The organism is Streptomyces gilvosporeus (genome assembly GCF_002082195.1).
Lineage (GTDB): Bacteria > Actinomycetota > Actinomycetes > Streptomycetales > Streptomycetaceae > Streptomyces > Streptomyces gilvosporeus.
This window is the reverse complement of the sequence record NZ_CP020569.1, coordinates 2,494,257-2,508,421: the sequence shown is the minus strand read 5'-3', so window position 1 is coordinate 2,508,421 and position 14,165 is coordinate 2,494,257. Positions and strand designations below refer to the sequence as shown.

The 14,165-nt window shown below is 74.8% G+C and carries 14 protein-coding genes; 10 read left to right on the top strand and 4 right to left on the bottom strand.

The features are described from left to right. Positions 1-28: 28 nt before the first annotated feature. Positions 29-874: an ABC transporter ATP-binding protein gene (locus tag B1H19_RS10975; protein WP_083104435.1), complete on the top strand. Its 846-nt coding sequence runs from the start codon at positions 29-31 to the stop codon at positions 872-874. On the opposite strand, the gene B1H19_RS10970 is transcribed toward B1H19_RS10975, so the two are convergent. Continuing rightward, the gene (locus tag B1H19_RS10970) at positions 822-1,169 is read right to left on the bottom strand and encodes a sterol-binding protein (RefSeq protein ID WP_083104434.1); all 348 of its coding nucleotides are present in this window, start codon (positions 1,167-1,169) and stop codon (positions 822-824) included. The genes B1H19_RS10975 and B1H19_RS10970 overlap by 53 nt on opposite strands. Positions 1,170-1,242: 73 nt before the next feature. Between B1H19_RS10970 and B1H19_RS10965 the strand changes: the two genes are divergently transcribed. From B1H19_RS10965 to B1H19_RS10940, 6 genes are all read left to right on the top strand, one after another. After that, complete coding sequence (locus tag B1H19_RS10965) at positions 1,243-1,578, top strand: hypothetical protein (RefSeq protein ID WP_083104433.1); 336 nt, start codon at positions 1,243-1,245, stop codon at positions 1,576-1,578. Between the two features lie 4 nt (positions 1,579-1,582). Further along, positions 1,583-2,398 carry a TlyA family RNA methyltransferase gene (locus B1H19_RS10960; protein ID WP_083104432.1) on the top strand — a complete coding sequence of 272 codons (816 nt, stop codon included), beginning with the start codon at positions 1,583-1,585 and terminating at the stop codon, positions 2,396-2,398. Then, positions 2,395-3,336: an NAD kinase gene (locus B1H19_RS10955; protein WP_083104431.1), complete on the top strand. Its 942-nt coding sequence runs from the start codon at positions 2,395-2,397 to the stop codon at positions 3,334-3,336. Before B1H19_RS10960 ends, B1H19_RS10955 begins: the two co-directional genes overlap by 4 nt. Before the next feature lie 90 nt (positions 3,337-3,426). Beyond that, positions 3,427-5,187, top strand: coding sequence for a DNA repair protein RecN (recN, locus tag B1H19_RS10950; protein ID WP_083104430.1), 1,761 nt, complete (start codon positions 3,427-3,429; stop codon positions 5,185-5,187). Positions 5,188-5,293: 106 nt separating this feature from the next. Continuing rightward, the gene (locus tag B1H19_RS10945; protein WP_083104429.1) at positions 5,294-6,085 is read left to right on the top strand and encodes a hypothetical protein; all 792 of its coding nucleotides are present in this window, start codon (positions 5,294-5,296) and stop codon (positions 6,083-6,085) included. Between the two features lie 382 nt (positions 6,086-6,467). Next, entirely contained in the window at positions 6,468-7,628 is a 1,161-nt protein-coding gene (locus B1H19_RS10940; RefSeq protein WP_083104428.1) for a glycosyltransferase family 4 protein, read from the top strand. Here the strand turns inward: B1H19_RS10940 and B1H19_RS10935 are convergent, their stop codons facing one another. Beyond that, positions 7,629-8,054: a tautomerase family protein gene (locus B1H19_RS10935; RefSeq protein WP_083104427.1), complete on the bottom strand. Its 426-nt coding sequence runs from the start codon at positions 8,052-8,054 to the stop codon at positions 7,629-7,631. It abuts the gene before it with no gap. 141 nt (positions 8,055-8,195) lie between these two features. On the opposite strand from B1H19_RS10935, the gene B1H19_RS10930 reads away from it, so the two are divergent. Next, positions 8,196-8,852: a LysE family translocator gene (locus B1H19_RS10930; protein WP_203237132.1), complete on the top strand. Its 657-nt coding sequence runs from the start codon at positions 8,196-8,198 to the stop codon at positions 8,850-8,852. A gap of 29 nt (positions 8,853-8,881) precedes the next feature. Here the strand turns inward: B1H19_RS10930 and B1H19_RS10925 are convergent, their stop codons facing one another. Together B1H19_RS10925 and B1H19_RS10920 are read right to left on the bottom strand one after the other, a co-directional pair. After that, on the bottom strand, positions 8,882-10,525 hold the full coding sequence (locus tag B1H19_RS10925; protein ID WP_083104426.1) for a PucR family transcriptional regulator: 1,644 nt from the start codon (positions 10,523-10,525) through the stop codon (positions 8,882-8,884). 26 nt (positions 10,526-10,551) lie between these two features. Continuing rightward, complete coding sequence (locus B1H19_RS10920; protein ID WP_083104425.1) at positions 10,552-11,616, bottom strand: LacI family DNA-binding transcriptional regulator; 1,065 nt, start codon at positions 11,614-11,616, stop codon at positions 10,552-10,554. A 156-nt stretch (positions 11,617-11,772) separates the two neighbouring features. On the opposite strand from B1H19_RS10920, the gene B1H19_RS10915 reads away from it, so the two are divergent. Then, entirely contained in the window at positions 11,773-12,798 is a 1,026-nt protein-coding gene (locus tag B1H19_RS10915) for a glycoside hydrolase family 16 protein (RefSeq protein WP_083104424.1), read from the top strand. After that, positions 12,795-13,964 carry a beta-1,3-glucanase family protein gene (locus B1H19_RS10910; RefSeq protein ID WP_083104423.1) on the top strand — a complete coding sequence of 390 codons (1,170 nt, stop codon included), beginning with the start codon at positions 12,795-12,797 and terminating at the stop codon, positions 13,962-13,964. The genes B1H19_RS10915 and B1H19_RS10910 overlap by 4 nt, the downstream gene beginning before the upstream one ends. Positions 13,965-14,165: the final 201 nt, after the last annotated feature.

Sequence of the window (14,165 nt, the reverse complement as noted above, 5' to 3'; positions counted from 1 at the left end):
GTGATCACCACAACCCAGGAGCCACGAAGTGAGCCGTCTCGCGGCCGAGAACGTCACCCTCGCCTACGACCAGCGGGTCATCGCCGAAAACCTCTCGGTCGCCATCCCCGACCACTCCTTCACGGTCATCGTCGGCCCGAACGCCTGCGGGAAGTCCACGCTGCTGCGCGCCCTGTCGCGGATGCTCCGGCCGAGCGCGGGAGCCGTGCTGCTGGACGGCAGCGCGATCTCCTCCCAGCCCGCCAAGAAGGTCGCCCGCACACTCGGGCTGCTGCCGCAGACCTCCGTCGCGCCCGACGGGATCACGGTCGCGGACCTGGTGGCCCGCGGCCGCTATCCGCACCAGGGGCTGCTGCGGCAGTGGTCGGCCGAGGACGAGCGCATCGTGCGCGAGGCGATGGCGGCCACCGGCGTCGGGCAGCTGGCCGACCGCTCGGTCGACGAACTCTCCGGCGGCCAGCGCCAACGCGTCTGGATCGCCATGGCGCTGGCCCAGCAGACACCGCTCTTCCTCCTGGACGAGCCGACGACCTACCTGGACATCCAGCACCAGATCGAGGTGCTGGACCTGTGCGCGGAACTCCACGAGGACCAGGGGCGCACCCTGGTCGCGGTGCTGCACGACCTCAACCACGCCGCCCGGTACGCGACCCATCTCATCGCCATGAAGGACGGCGCGGTGATCGCGGAGGGCGCGCCCGGCGAGATCGTCACCGCGGAGCTGGTGGAGCGCGTCTTCGGGCTGCCCTGCCAGATCATCGACGATCCGCAGACCGGGACCCCGCTGGTCGTCCCGGCGGCACGCACGTCCCGTAAAGCGGCTACAGCAGGGTCCGCAGACGCAGCAGATCGCGCAGACTCGCTTCCAGCCTGACGCGGCCGCTGCCCCAGGCCCTGGCGAAGTTCAGCCGGCCCTCCACCAGCGCCACCAGATCGTCGCCGGCCATGGCGAGACGGATCTCGGCTCTGCCGGGCGGCGGGCCGGGAACATGGGTGACGTCGCGGAGGGTGCCGTCGGCCAGCCGCCCGAGGAAGGTCACGTCCAGGTCGGTGATGCGGCAGCTGAGCGAGCGGTCGAGGGCGGCGGCCCTGCGCAGGTCGCCGTCCGCGGTGGTCATGTTCTGGGCCAGCCGGTCGAGCGCGGCGCGGCACTGATCGAGGGTTGCCATCGTGAGCGACGATACGCCAGCTCGCGGGCGGCTCGTTCGCCGTGGGCGCGGGCTGCCGCGGTAGCGTCAGGGTATGGAAGAGCCGATGTCCGCACCCGAGCCGGAGGCAGTCGAGGGGGACGCCACGGGGGAGCCCGCGGGGCCGGGGGAGGCCGCCGGGCCCGACGCGTCCGCCCGGCCCGCCGGACCACAGCCGCTCGGCGTCGGCACCACCCCGACCGGGCAGGCGGCCGTCGACGCCCCGCTGCGGCGTCTCGCCGATGCGGACCACCTCCCGGTCAGCGGCCATCTCGAGGTGTACGAGGATGTACACCGTGGGCTGCGCGAGGCGCTGGCCGCCCTCGACCAGCGCCCCGGGCCGCCCGCTCCTTCCTCACCTTCCCCGACGCCGTACGACAACAGGAGCTGAACCGGTGGCAGGAGTGGCACGACGCCGACTCGACGCGGAGCTGGTGCGCCGCAAGCTGGCCCGCTCGCGCGAGCATGCGAGCCAGCTGATCGCCGCGGGACGGGTGACCGTCGGCGGGACCGCCGCGACCAAGCCCGCCACCCAGGTCGAGACCAGCGCGGCCGTGGTCGTCCGCGAGGACGACGGCGACCCCGACTACGTCTCGCGCGGCGGCCACAAGCTGGCCGGCGCCTTCGCCGCCTTCGTCCCGCAGGGCCTGCGGATCGAGGGCCGCCGGGCGCTCGACGCCGGCGCCTCCACCGGCGGCTTCACCGACGTCCTGCTGCGCGCCGGGGCCGGCCACGTGGTCGCCGTCGACGTCGGCTACGGGCAGCTCGCCTGGTCCCTCCAGAGCGACGACCGGGTCACCGTCAAGGACCGCACCAACGTCCGTGAGCTGACGCTGGACCAGATCGACTCCCGGCCCGTCGACCTCGTCGTCGGCGATCTCTCCTTCATTCCCCTCGGTCTGGTGCTGCCCGCGCTCGTCTCCTGCACCGCCCCCGACGCCGATCTCGTCCTGATGGTCAAGCCGCAGTTCGAGGTGGGCAAGGAACGGCTGGGCAGCGGCGGGGTGGTGCGCAGCGCCGAACTGCGCGCCGAGGCGGTGCGCGGCGTCGCGGCGCGCGCCGCCGAGCTGGGGCTCGGCGTATGTGGCGTGACCGCGAGCCCGCTGCCCGGCCCCTCCGGTAATGTCGAGTACTTTCTGTGGCTGCGCGCCGGGGCGCCTGCACTCGACCCGGCCGACGTCGACCGTGCAGTGGCGGAGGGGCCTCGTTGACCACAACCCAGGCAGTTGAAGGCAGCGCACGACACGCGGACGACGGCGCACGGCGGACCGTCTTCCTGCTCGCGCACACCGGCCGCCCCGCGGCCATCCGCAGCGCCGAACTCGTCGTCCAGGGACTGCTGCGCAACGGCATCGGGGTGCGGGTGCTGGCGGAGGAGGCGGCGGATCTGCCGCTGCCGCCGGCGGTCCAGCGCGTCGAGTCCGAGCAGTGCGCCGCCGAGGGCTGCGAACTGCTGGTGGTCCTCGGCGGCGACGGGACGCTGCTGCGCGGTGCGGACTTCGCCCGGACGTCCGGGGTGCCGATGCTCGGCGTCAATCTCGGCCGGGTCGGCTTCCTGGCGGAGGCGGAACGCGACGACCTCGACAAGGTGGTCGACCGGGTCGTCTCCCGTGCGTACGAGGTCGAGGAGCGGATGACCCTCGATGTCCTCGTCCGCAACAACGGCACCGTGGTGCACACCGATTGGGCGCTGAACGAGGCGTCCGTGGAGAAGGCCGCGCGGGAGCGGATGCTGGAGGTCGTCACCGAGGTCGACGGCCGGCCCGTCTCCCGCTTCGGCGGCGACGGCGTGGTCTGCGCGACCCCGACCGGTTCGACCGCGTACGCCTTCTCGGCGGGCGGCCCGGTGGTCTGGCCGGAGGTCGAGGCGCTGCTGATGGTGCCGATCAGCGCGCACGCCCTCTTCGCCAAGCCGCTGGTCACCTCCCCGCGATCGGTGCTGGCGGTCGAGGTCCAGCCCAAGACCCCGCACGGCGTGCTGTGGTGTGACGGCCGCCGCACCGTCGAACTTCCCGCGGGCGCCCGCGTCGAGGTCCGCCGCGGCGCCGTGCCCGTCCGCCTGGCGCGGCTGCACCATGCCTCCTTCACGGACCGGCTGGTGGCCAAGTTCGCCCTGCCGGTGGCCGGGTGGCGCGGGGCGCCGCACTAGCCCCACCGGCGCCCCGCTCGCCCGCACCCGGTCCGTCACCCGGTGTGACGAAGAGGGGGAGGCCGTCGCGGGGCGGCCCCCGGACCTCGTATGGTCGTATCCGTGTTGGAGGAGATGCGGATCCGGTCCCTGGGCGTCATTGACGACGCCGTAGTCGAGCTGTCCCCGGGCTTCACGGCGGTGACCGGCGAGACGGGCGCGGGCAAGACCATGGTCGTCACCAGCCTCGGCCTGCTGCTCGGCGGGCGCGCGGATCCCGCCCTGGTGCGGATAGGCGCCCGGTCGGCGGTGGTGGAGGGCCGGGTCACCGTCGCCCCCACCACGCCGGCGGCCCTGCGGGCCGAGGAGGCCGGCGCGGAGCTGGACGACGGTGCGCTGCTGATCAGCCGCACCGTCTCCGCCGAGGGCCGCTCGCGCGCCCATCTGGGCGGCCGGTCCGTACCGGTCGGCCTGCTGGGCGAGTTGGCGGACGATCTGGTCGCCGTGCACGGCCAGACCGACCAGCAGGGCCTGCTGCGCCCGGCCCGGCAGCGCCAGGCCCTGGACCGTTACGCCGGGGACGCCGTCGCCGTCCCGCTCGCCAAGTACGCCGCCGCCCACAAGCGGCTGCGCGCGGTCGCCACCGAGCTGGAGGAGCTGACGACCCGGGCCCGCGAGCGCTCCCAGGAGGCCGATCTGCTGCGCTTCGGCCTGGACGAGGTCGCCGCCGCAGAACCGCAGCCGGGCGAGGACACCGAGCTCGCCGCCGAGGCCGAGCGGCTGGGCCACGCCGAGGCGCTGGCCTCCGCCGCCTCCGCCGCGCACGCCGCGCTGGCCGGCAACCCCGAGGACCCCGAGGGCGTCGACGGCACCACCCTGGTCGCCGGGGCCCACCGGGCGCTCGACGCCGTCCGCAGCCATGACCCCGAGCTGTCCGCGCTGGCCGACCGGCTCGGCGAGATCGGCATCCTGATGGCGGATGTCGCGGGCGAGCTGGCCGGTTACGCGGACGGCCTGGACGCCGACCCGCTGCGGCTGGCCGCCGTGGAGGAGCGGCGGGCCGCCCTGAACCACCTCACCCGCAAGTACGGCGAGGACATCGCGGGCGTCCTGGCCTGGGCCGAGGAGAGCGCCGCGCGCCTCGCCGAGCTGGACGGCGACGACGACCGGATCGGCGAGCTGACCGCCGAGCGCGATGCGCTCCGCAGTGAACTGGGCGGACTGGCACAGGAGTTGACCGACGCGCGGACCGCGTCGGCGAAGCGCTTCGCCGACGCGGTGACCGCCGAGCTCGGCGAACTGGCCATGCCGCACGCCCGGGTCAGCGTGCAGATCCGGCAGACGGAACTGCCCGCCACGGCCGACGCCGCGGACGGCATCGAGGTCGGCGGCCGCACGGTGGCCTACGGGCCGCACGGCGCCGACGAGGTCGAACTCCTCCTGGCCCCGCACCCGGGCGCCCCGCCCCGCCCGATCGCCAAGGGCGCCTCCGGCGGTGAGCTCTCCCGGGTGATGCTCGCCGTCGAGGTGGTCTTCGCCGGCTCCGACCCCGTACCGACCTATCTCTTCGACGAGGTCGACGCGGGCGTCGGCGGCAAGGCGGCCGTCGAGGTCGGTCGGCGGCTGGCCCGGCTCGCCCGGTCCGCGCAGGTCGTGGTGGTCACCCACCTCCCGCAGGTCGCGGCGTTCGCGGACCGGCAGCTCCTGGTGGAGAAGACCAACGACGGTTCGGTCACCAGGAGCGGGGTCACCGTCCTGGAGGGCGAGGAGCGGGTGCGCGAACTCTCCCGGATGCTGGCCGGCCAGGAGGACTCCGAGACGGCCCGGGCGCACGCCGAGGAACTGCTGGAGACGGCGCGCACCGGCCGTTAGGCACGCCCGGTGCACCCGGCGGCCGGAGCCTGGTGCGGCCCGGACCGGTGCCGCCCCTAGGCTGACGGGACCGGGGACCGGCACGGTGCCGGGCGAGGGGAGTGCCATGGTGGCGGCGGCGAACGGCGCGGTGCGGAAACGGATCTCGGCGGTGCTCACGGCGGCGGGGGCGACCCGGGCCGCCTACGGGGCGCTGCGGCGGCGGCCACCGGGCGGGGCCGTCCTGTGGGACCGCAAGAACTACGCGGGGCGCTCGCTCCAGTTGCATGCCGGGCTCGCGACGGCCGCCGGTACGGCGCTCACCGCCGCCACCGCACCGGGGCTGTCCGCCCGCGCCCGGGGCGCCGCCGCCCTCGCGGTGCTGGCCGCCGGGGGCTGCGGGGCCTACGACGACCTCTTCGGCATCGGCGACCCCCGGCGCGGATTCCGGGCGCACCTCTCGGCGCTGCGCCGGCGGGAGGTCACCAGCGGGGCGGTGAAGCTGTTCGGCATCGGCGCCGCCGGGCTCGCCGCGGGCGCGCTGCTCAAGCCGCGCCCGGCCGACAAGCTGCTCGCCGGTGTGGTGATCGCGGGCTCCGCCCACCTGGTGAACCTCCTGGACGTCCGGCCGGGCCGGGCCACCGGCGCCGTCCTGGCCCTCGGCGCGCCGGGGCTGCTGCGCGGCGGTGAGGCCGGGGTGCTGTCCGGGGCGGCCATGGGGGCCGCGGGCGCGGTCCTGGGCGACGATCTGGCGGAGCGCACCATGCTCGGGGACGCCGGGGCGCATGCGCTCGGTGCGGCCCTGGGGCTCGCCATCGTCGCCGGGAACGGGCGCACGGGTCTGGCCGCGCACGCCGCGGGGCTGGTGGCCGCCGCGGCGGCCGGGGACCGCGTCAGCCGGGCGGCGGCCACGATCTGAGCGGCCACGATCTGAACGGCCACGAACTCAGGTGGCCACGATCTGAGACGCGGAGCCGCCCGGGCCCGCCCCGGGCGGCGAGTTCCGGCCAGCTCTCCGGCCCCGTCGACAGCCCCGGGAAGCCCCCGGTTTATCGCCCATGTGGGTGATCCCGCGGTGCCCGGGGCCGCGGGATCCCACCGCCGGGGCGTCCGGAGCGTGCCGAACCGGTGCCGCGGGGCTGGCATCCTGGGCGCGGTGCGCGGCACCGGGCGCGCTCGCCCTGCCCGCCCGGTCGGGGGACGTCGTGCGGGCGACCGGCAGCGTGCCGCAGCGCCTTGTAGTACTCGGACCGCACCACCGGTACGGTCCCTACCGTCCCCGACCCAGGAGCCCCGACCTCGTGACCAGCACCCGCACGCCGCCGCACGGCCAGTCGCCGCTGCGCACGGTCCAGGTGCTCGGCCACGGCAGCGCCGGCAGCGCCGCACACGTCCGCTCGCTGGCCGCCGGCCTGGTGGCGCGCGGGGTACGGGTCACCGTCTGCGCCACCGCGGACGCCGAGCGGACCTACGACTTCACCGGCGCGGGCGCACGGTTCCGGCAGGTCGGGCCGCGGATGGAACCGGCGGGGGTGGCCCTGCTGCGCAGCGCCTGCTGGGACGCCGACCTGGTGCATGCGCACGGACTGCGGGCCGGGATGCGGGCCGCGATGGCGCTGCGCGGGCTGCGCGGTCCCCGGGGCGCGCAGGTTCCGCTGGTCATCACCTGGCACACCAAGGCGCACTCCGAGGGCGCGCGGGCCCGGCTCGTGCATCTGATGGAACGGCGGGTGGCCCGGGCCGCCTCCGTCGTCCTGGGGGCCTGCTCGGCCCTGGTGGACCGGGCGCGCGAGCGGGGTGCGCGGGACGCCCGGCTGGCGCCGGTCGCGATCCCCGGCCCCCGCCCCTCCCGCGCCCCGTCCGAGCCGGAGGATCATGACCGGATGCGGCGCAAGGAACGGGCCGATCTCGGCGCGGTGGACCGGCCGTTGCTGCTCGCGGTCGGCCGCCTCGAACCGCACCAGGGCCACGACCTGCTGCTCGATGCGGCGCACGCCTGGTGCGCGCTCGATCCGCAGCCGCTGCTCGCCATCGCGGGCGAGGGGGAGCAGCGCGCCGCGCTCCAGCGGCGGATCGACGCCGAGCAGCTGCCGGTCCTGCTGCTGGGCCGCCGCGACGACGTCCCCGAACTCCTCGCCGCCGCCGACCTGGTGCTGTTGCCCAGCCGCTGGGAGGCGCGCTCCCTGATCGCCCAGGAGGCGCTCCAGGCCGGCGTCCCCCTGGTCGCCACCGACACCGGCGGCACCCGCGAACTGGTCGGCCAGGCCGCCGAACTCGTCCGCTACGGGGACGCCGCCGCCCTGGCCCGCCGCGTCCTGGCCCTCCTCGCCGACCCGGCCCGCCGGGATGCGCTGGCCGCGGCGGGCCGCCTCCAGGCTGCCGGCTGGCCGACCGAGGACGATACGGTCGCCCAGGTCCTGAGCGTGTACGACGAGCTGACCGAACCCTTGCAGCTCGCGTAGTCAGGGGGCTTCGGCGGCCGCGGGCAGGCGGGCCGCTCCGGGGTGCAGCACGTACTGCGCCAGCCCGTCGCCGAGCGACCAGTCGGCCGCCGTGTTCTCGGTCAGGGTCACGAACACATTGCGCGGCGCGGTTCCCGCGTACTCCTGGGCGAGTTCGGCGATCCGCCGGTAGAGCGCCTGCTTCTGCCCGGGGGTGCGGCCGCCGCGCAGGGTGATCGCGATGTACACGATGCCGTCGTCGCGGTCCGGCCCGAAGTAGGTGCCGTAGCGCAGCGTGCTCGCGGTGCCGTCGTGTCCGACGAGGACCTGGAAGCGGTCGTCGGGCGGGATGCCGAGGGTCTCCTGTAGGGCGTCGTGCACGGCGCGGCCGAGCGCGTCGAGGCGCTCCCGGTCGGCCCCCAGCGCATCGACACGGACGAAGGGCATGGCGGTCTCCTCTGTCTCTCTGTGCGTACGCACTCCCCGTACATACTAGTAGGTACAGAAGGCCGCCGCCGGCGGATCCGCGCCCGGTGCCACCCGCTAGGCTCGCCCGGACCGGAGGTCCGCCGACGAGGGGAGAGCGCCGTGACGGTGGCGCTATGGGGATTTGCGCTGTTCGCGCTGCTGATGACGATGACGCCGGGCCCGGACACCCTGCTGGTGCTGCGCAACTGCGTACGGGGCGGCCGCCGTTCGGGCGCGGCCACCGCCCTCGGCGCCGCGCTCGGGTCGCTCGCCTGGGCGGCCGCCGCGGCGGTCGGGCTCGCGGCGGCGCTCCAGCGCTGGGACGCGGCGTTCACGGTCGTCCGGCTGGCGGGCGCGGCCTATCTGGTGGTGCTGGGCGGGCAGGCGCTGTGGGCCCACCGGCGGTCCGCCGCGGTGCCGGGCGCCGGTGCCGAACCGGCGGCGGAAGAGGCCGCGGACCGCGCGCCCCTGGGGCCCGTACGCGCCTTCCGGCAGGGGCTGTTGAGCTGTCTGCTCAACCCGAAGGTCGGCATCTTCTTCGTGGCCGTGGTCCCGCAGTTCCTGCCCGAGGGGCATTCGGTCCTGGGGGGCACGCTGCTGCTGGGGGCCCTCGATGCGGTCATCGCGGCCGGGTGGCTGCTGCTGGTCGTGGTCTGCGCGGGCCGCCTCCTGGAGCGGCTGCGGCGCCCCCGGGTCCACCGCACGCTGGAGCGGACCACGGGCGGCGTGCTGGTCGCCCTCGGCGTCGGCACCGCGGCGGAGACCGTCGCGGGATAGGGCGCGCGGGAGGGGCGCGGGGGACGGCCCTACGGCCGGTCCGTGTGCCGCCGCGCCCGCAGGGCCAGGCGCAGGCCGAGCACCGTCTGCGGGTCCTCCAGATCGGTGCCCAGGAGCTGGGCGATACGGGCGAGACGGTCGTAGAGGGTCTGGCGGTTGACGTTGAGATCGCGGGCGGTCTCGGCCTTGCGGCCCGCGCTGGCCAGATAGGCCTCCAGGGTGGGCAGCAGAGGCTGGCGGGCGCCGCGGTCGTGGGCCAGGAGGGGGCCGATGGCGCGGTCGACGAAGTCGTCCAGGACGCCCTGTTCGCCCTGTTCGCGCATGCGCCACAGCAGCAGTTCGATATCGAGGCGGCGGGCGTCGTACCACGGCTGGTCGGGCAGGCCCTGGGCCGCGTCCGCCGCCTGTGCCGCATGCCGCAGCCCGGGTCCGGCGGCCGCCCAGTCGCCGGCGGCGCCGACGACGACCACCGGGCGCTGCGCGGCCGGACGGTCCAGGCCCGCGCGGACGATGCCGGCGCGCAGCGCCTGGGCGATCCGGTCGGCGAGTGCCGCACGGTCCTGGCCCGCGCGCAGCGCCACCAGGATCGGCACGCGGCCTTCCACCGGCCGTACGCCCAGCAGCACGGGCACCCCGGGGGCGGCGAGTTCCTCGCGCAGGGCCTGGGCGAGGACGGCCCAGCTCCCGGGGGTGGGCAGACCGGCGGGCAGCCGCATGACGACCGGCAGGACGGGTTCCGTGCCGGGACGGAAGCCGAGCAGCCGGGCCTGGGACGGGGCCTCGGCCGCGGAGATCCGGCCCTCGGCCAGATCGGCCAGGAAGTCGCCGCGCCCGCGGGCGGCCAGCACCTCCTCCTGACGGGACTGGAGCATGACGACGGCCAGGAGGTCGGCGGCGCGTTCGGCGGCGATCCGGTGGACGGGCGCCAGCGGCGCGTTGACGGGGAGCAGGACCAGCCGGGCCCGGACGGCGTCGGGACCGTGGCCGCCCCCGGGGATGTCGATCCGTACGCCGGTCTCGCGCAAACCCTCCCAGGCCAGCAGGGGATCGGCCTCGGCGGGCGCGTCCTCGTCGCCGCTCTCCGGGCCCGCCGCGTAGAGCGGGCTGCCGTCGGGGGCCTCCAGACAGAGGGGATTGCCGGTGAAGACGGCGAGCAGCCGCAGCACCTCGGGGGCGCCCCCGCCGCGCAGCAGCACGTCCCGGCAGCGGCGCAGGATCTCGTCGGCCCGGCGCAGCAGCGCGTAGTGGCTGTTGACGATCTCGGTGTGGATGGCCTCGGTGACCGTGACGTAGGGGACCTCGCGGTGCAGCTGGATCAGCGGCAGACCGCACTCCCGGGCGCTGTCGACCATCGCCGAGGGCAGCGAGTCGAATCGCGAGCCGAGCTCCACGACGAGCGCGGCGATGTCGCGGTCGGCGAGCTTGCGGATGAAGGCGCGCTGGTCCGACGGCCGGGCGCCCAGCCCCAGGCCGGTGGTCAGCAGCAGTTCGCCGCCCTTGAGCAGCGAGGCGATATGCGGTACTTCGCCCGCATGGACCCAGCGCACCGGCCGGTCCAGCCGGTCCTGCCCGGCCAGGACCTCCGGCAGCCCGCGCCGCAGCGCGGGCAGCTCCAGTGCCCTGCGTACCGTGATCTCGGCTTCGGCGTGCGCTTCCTGTGCTTGCGGCCCCATGGCGACGAACGGTACGCGATGACGTCCTACGAGGACTCCCGTACCACCAGCCGCGCCGCCGTGATCACCGGCGCGAGCTCCTCGCCCGCCTCCCCTCCGGTCCCCAGCCGCCGCAGCAGCAGCCGGGCCATCAGGCGGCCCATCTCCTCGACGTCCTGCCGCACGGTGGTCAGCGGCGGGTCCGCCCAGGCCGCGGGTTCGAGGTCGTCGTAGCCCACCACCGAAACGTCGCCCGGCACCCGGCGCCCCTGGGCCCGCAGGGTGCGCAGCGCGCCGCTCGCCATCAGATCGGAACAGACGAAGACGGCGTCCAGGTCGGGGGCGGCGGCCAGCAGCCGCGCCATCGCCCGCTCGCCGCCCTCCGCGGTGAATCGGCCGTCGGCGATCAGCCGGGGGTCGGGATCGGCGGCGCCCAGGGCGTCGCGGTAGCCGTCGAGACGGTCGAGCGCGGAGGTCTGGTCGAGCGGGCCGGTGATCACGGCGATCCGGCGGCGGCCGCGGTCGAGGAGATGGCGTACGGCCTGACGGGCGCCGTCGCGGTTGTCGGTGTCGACGAACAGCGGCCGCGGTGCGCGGTCGGCGCCCGGCCAGCCGGGGCGGCCGCCGTAGACGGTGGGCAGCCGGCACCGCTCGGCCATGGCGGGCAGCGGATCGCCGCCGTGCAGCGAGAACATCAGCGCGCCGTCGACATGTCCGGCCGCCAGATAGCGGCCGATGCGGTCGTGGTCGTCGCGGTCCTGGACGAACAGCAGCAGGAGCTGGGTGTCGGCGGCGGACAGTTCGCGGCTGATACCGCGCAGCTGGCGGCCGAAGAACGGATCGGAGAAGACCCGGGTCTCCGGCTCGCCGATGACCACCGCGACCGCCCCGGTGCGGCGGGTCACCAGCGAGCGGGCCGCGCTGTTGGGCACGTACCCCAGCTCGTCCACCGCCCGGCGGACCCGCTCGCGGACCGCGTCCCGCACGCCCGTACCGCCGTTGACCACCCGCGAGACGGTGGCCCGGGAGACGCCGGCGCGCGCCGCGACCGCCTCCAGGGTGGGCCGCCGGTCGTGCGGGCGGCGGGGCCCGCTGTGTTCAGAAGTTGTCATCGGGCACCGTCCAACTCCTTTTTTGACGCGATGTCTTGACGGTATGCAGCCGAGTCGGCAGGGTTCCCCTTGGTATCCGGATGAGAGCGCTCTCACCATCCGCATCCCCTCCCTGAACTCCTCACCACCCCCCACAGCACCGAGGAGGAGAATGTCATGAGCATGAAAATCACGGGCCGGAAGGCCGTCCGCGGGCGAAAGAGAGCGGTGCTTTTCGTCGCGGGCACCGCACTCGTCGCCGCCTACGCCGTCGCCCTCCCCACGGCCTCCGCAGGGCAGGCGGCCACCACGGCGAACGCCGCCCCCGGCCCCTTCAAGGAAGTGTGGCGCACCGACTTCGACGGCGCCGCAGGATCGCGGCCCTCCGCCGACGACTGGATCACCGACACCGGTACCGGCTACCAGGGCGGCCCCGCCAACTGGGGCACCGGCGAGCGCGAGACCTACACCGACCGCCCCGAGAACCTCCAGCTCGACGGCGCCGGACACCTCCGGATCACCGCCCTGAAGGACGGCGCCACCTGGACCTCCGGCCGGATCGAGACCCGCCGCACCGACTTCGCCGCCCCGGCCGGCGGCAAGCTGCGGATCGAGGCGAGCATCCGGATGCCGGACGTCTCCGGGGACGCCGCCCTCGGCTACTGGCCGGCCTTCTGGACGCTCGGCGACGCCTACCGGGGCAACTACCAGAACTGGCCGGGCATCGGCGAATTCGACGTCATGGAGAACGTCAACGGCATCGACAAGGTCTGGGGCACACTGCACTGCGGCATCAACCCGGGCGGGCCGTGCAACGAGACCACGGGCAAGGGCTCCTCCCGCGCCTGCCCCGACACCGCCTGTCAGGCCGGTTTCCACACCTACGCGCTCGAACTCGACCGCACCGACAGCGCCGCGGAATCGCTGAACTGGTACGTGGACGGACAGCGGTACCACACCGTCAAGTCCACGGAGATGGACCCCGACACCTGGGCCAAGGCGACCCACCACGGCCACTTCCTCCTGCTCAACCTCGCGATGGGCGGCAGCTTCCCGGACAACGTCGCCGGCAGGGCCACGCCCACGGACGCCACCCGGCCGGGCGGCTCGCTGCTCGTCGACCATGTCGCCGTATCCGTCGCACCGCCCGCCCGGGGCCGCACCGCCCCGGCCCGTACCACCCGCCAAGGAGCCGCCTCGTGATCACCCGCCGCACCCTTCTCGGCGGGCTCGCCGCCGGCGCCGCCGCCGCCTCGGGCCTCACCCTCGCCGGCCGCGCCCTCGGCTCCACCGCCACGACCGGCCGGGCCGCCGCAAGCCTGCCCCTCCACATCGTCAACTCCTCGGGCCAGTACGCCAATTCGTCCATATGGATCTACATCGTCGGCAACGACGGCACCCAGCAGGTGCACGTCACCCCCGATGGCCGACTCCGCCCCGTCGCCCTGGCCGACAACGGCTCCGACGGCTTCACCGACTACGCCATCCCGCTCGCCGCCGGCGCCACCACGACCCTCCAGCTGCCGCAGATGTCCGGCCGGATCTACACCGCGCTCGGCAGCAAGCTCAAGTTCAAGGCCGTGGCGGACGGCAACGGCAAGGCGGCGCTGGCCTATCCGGCCGGCTGGGTCGCCGGCGACCCCAACTACGACGTGCTGCACGACTGCGCCGAATTCACCTACAACGCAAGCGGGATGTACTGCAACACCACCATGGTCGACATGTTCAGTGTCCCGCTCGCGCTCCATCTCAGCGGCGCCAAGGACCAGACCACCGGCACACTCCGCGACGGCGCCCGCGCCAAGGTGTTCACCGACGTCAAGGGCGCCGAGGGCTTCGACCGGCTGGTCATCGGCGACAAGCGGGTGATCGCCCCGGGACACGGCCTGGACAGCGGACTGTTCGCCAAGGACTATCTCGCCCCGGCCATCGACGAGGCGTGGTCCGCGTACGCCTCCAAGGACCTGACCGTCACCACGAACGCGGGGAAGTTCACCGGTCGGGTCAACGGCGGCAAACTCGCCTTCACCGGGCCGGGAACGGTGGCGTTCGACAAACCCTCCACCCGCGACGTCCTCTTCTGCGACGGCACCCTCGCCGCCCCCAACGACGGCACCCTCGGCCCCGTCGCCGCCATCCTGGGCGCCGCCCTCAACCGCTCCACCCTCACCACGCACACGGCCCAGCCGACCACCGACCCGGCCGCCTTCTACCAGCAGCGGCTCACCAACCACTACGCCAAGGCGATGCATGCGGCGACCAAGGACGGCAAGGCGTACGGCTTCGCCTTCGACGACGTGGCCGGCTTCGCCTCGTACATCGAGGATGGCGCGCCTAAGGAGCTCACCCTCACGCTGACGCCGTTTTAGGTTTCTCCCCACCCGTCCGCTGCGCTTTGCCTGGGCCGACGTTTTGGCTTTCCCGCCGTTGCGCCTGCGGCGGGCGGGGTTGTGTGTCGGCCGCGGTGCCGCCCCTGCGGACTTCGTCCTCCGGTGCGGCCCCTCCCGACGGGGGGAGGGAAAAGGCCGGTGGTCCGCCCCCACCGTCTTTTTCCACCCCCTACGGGGAGG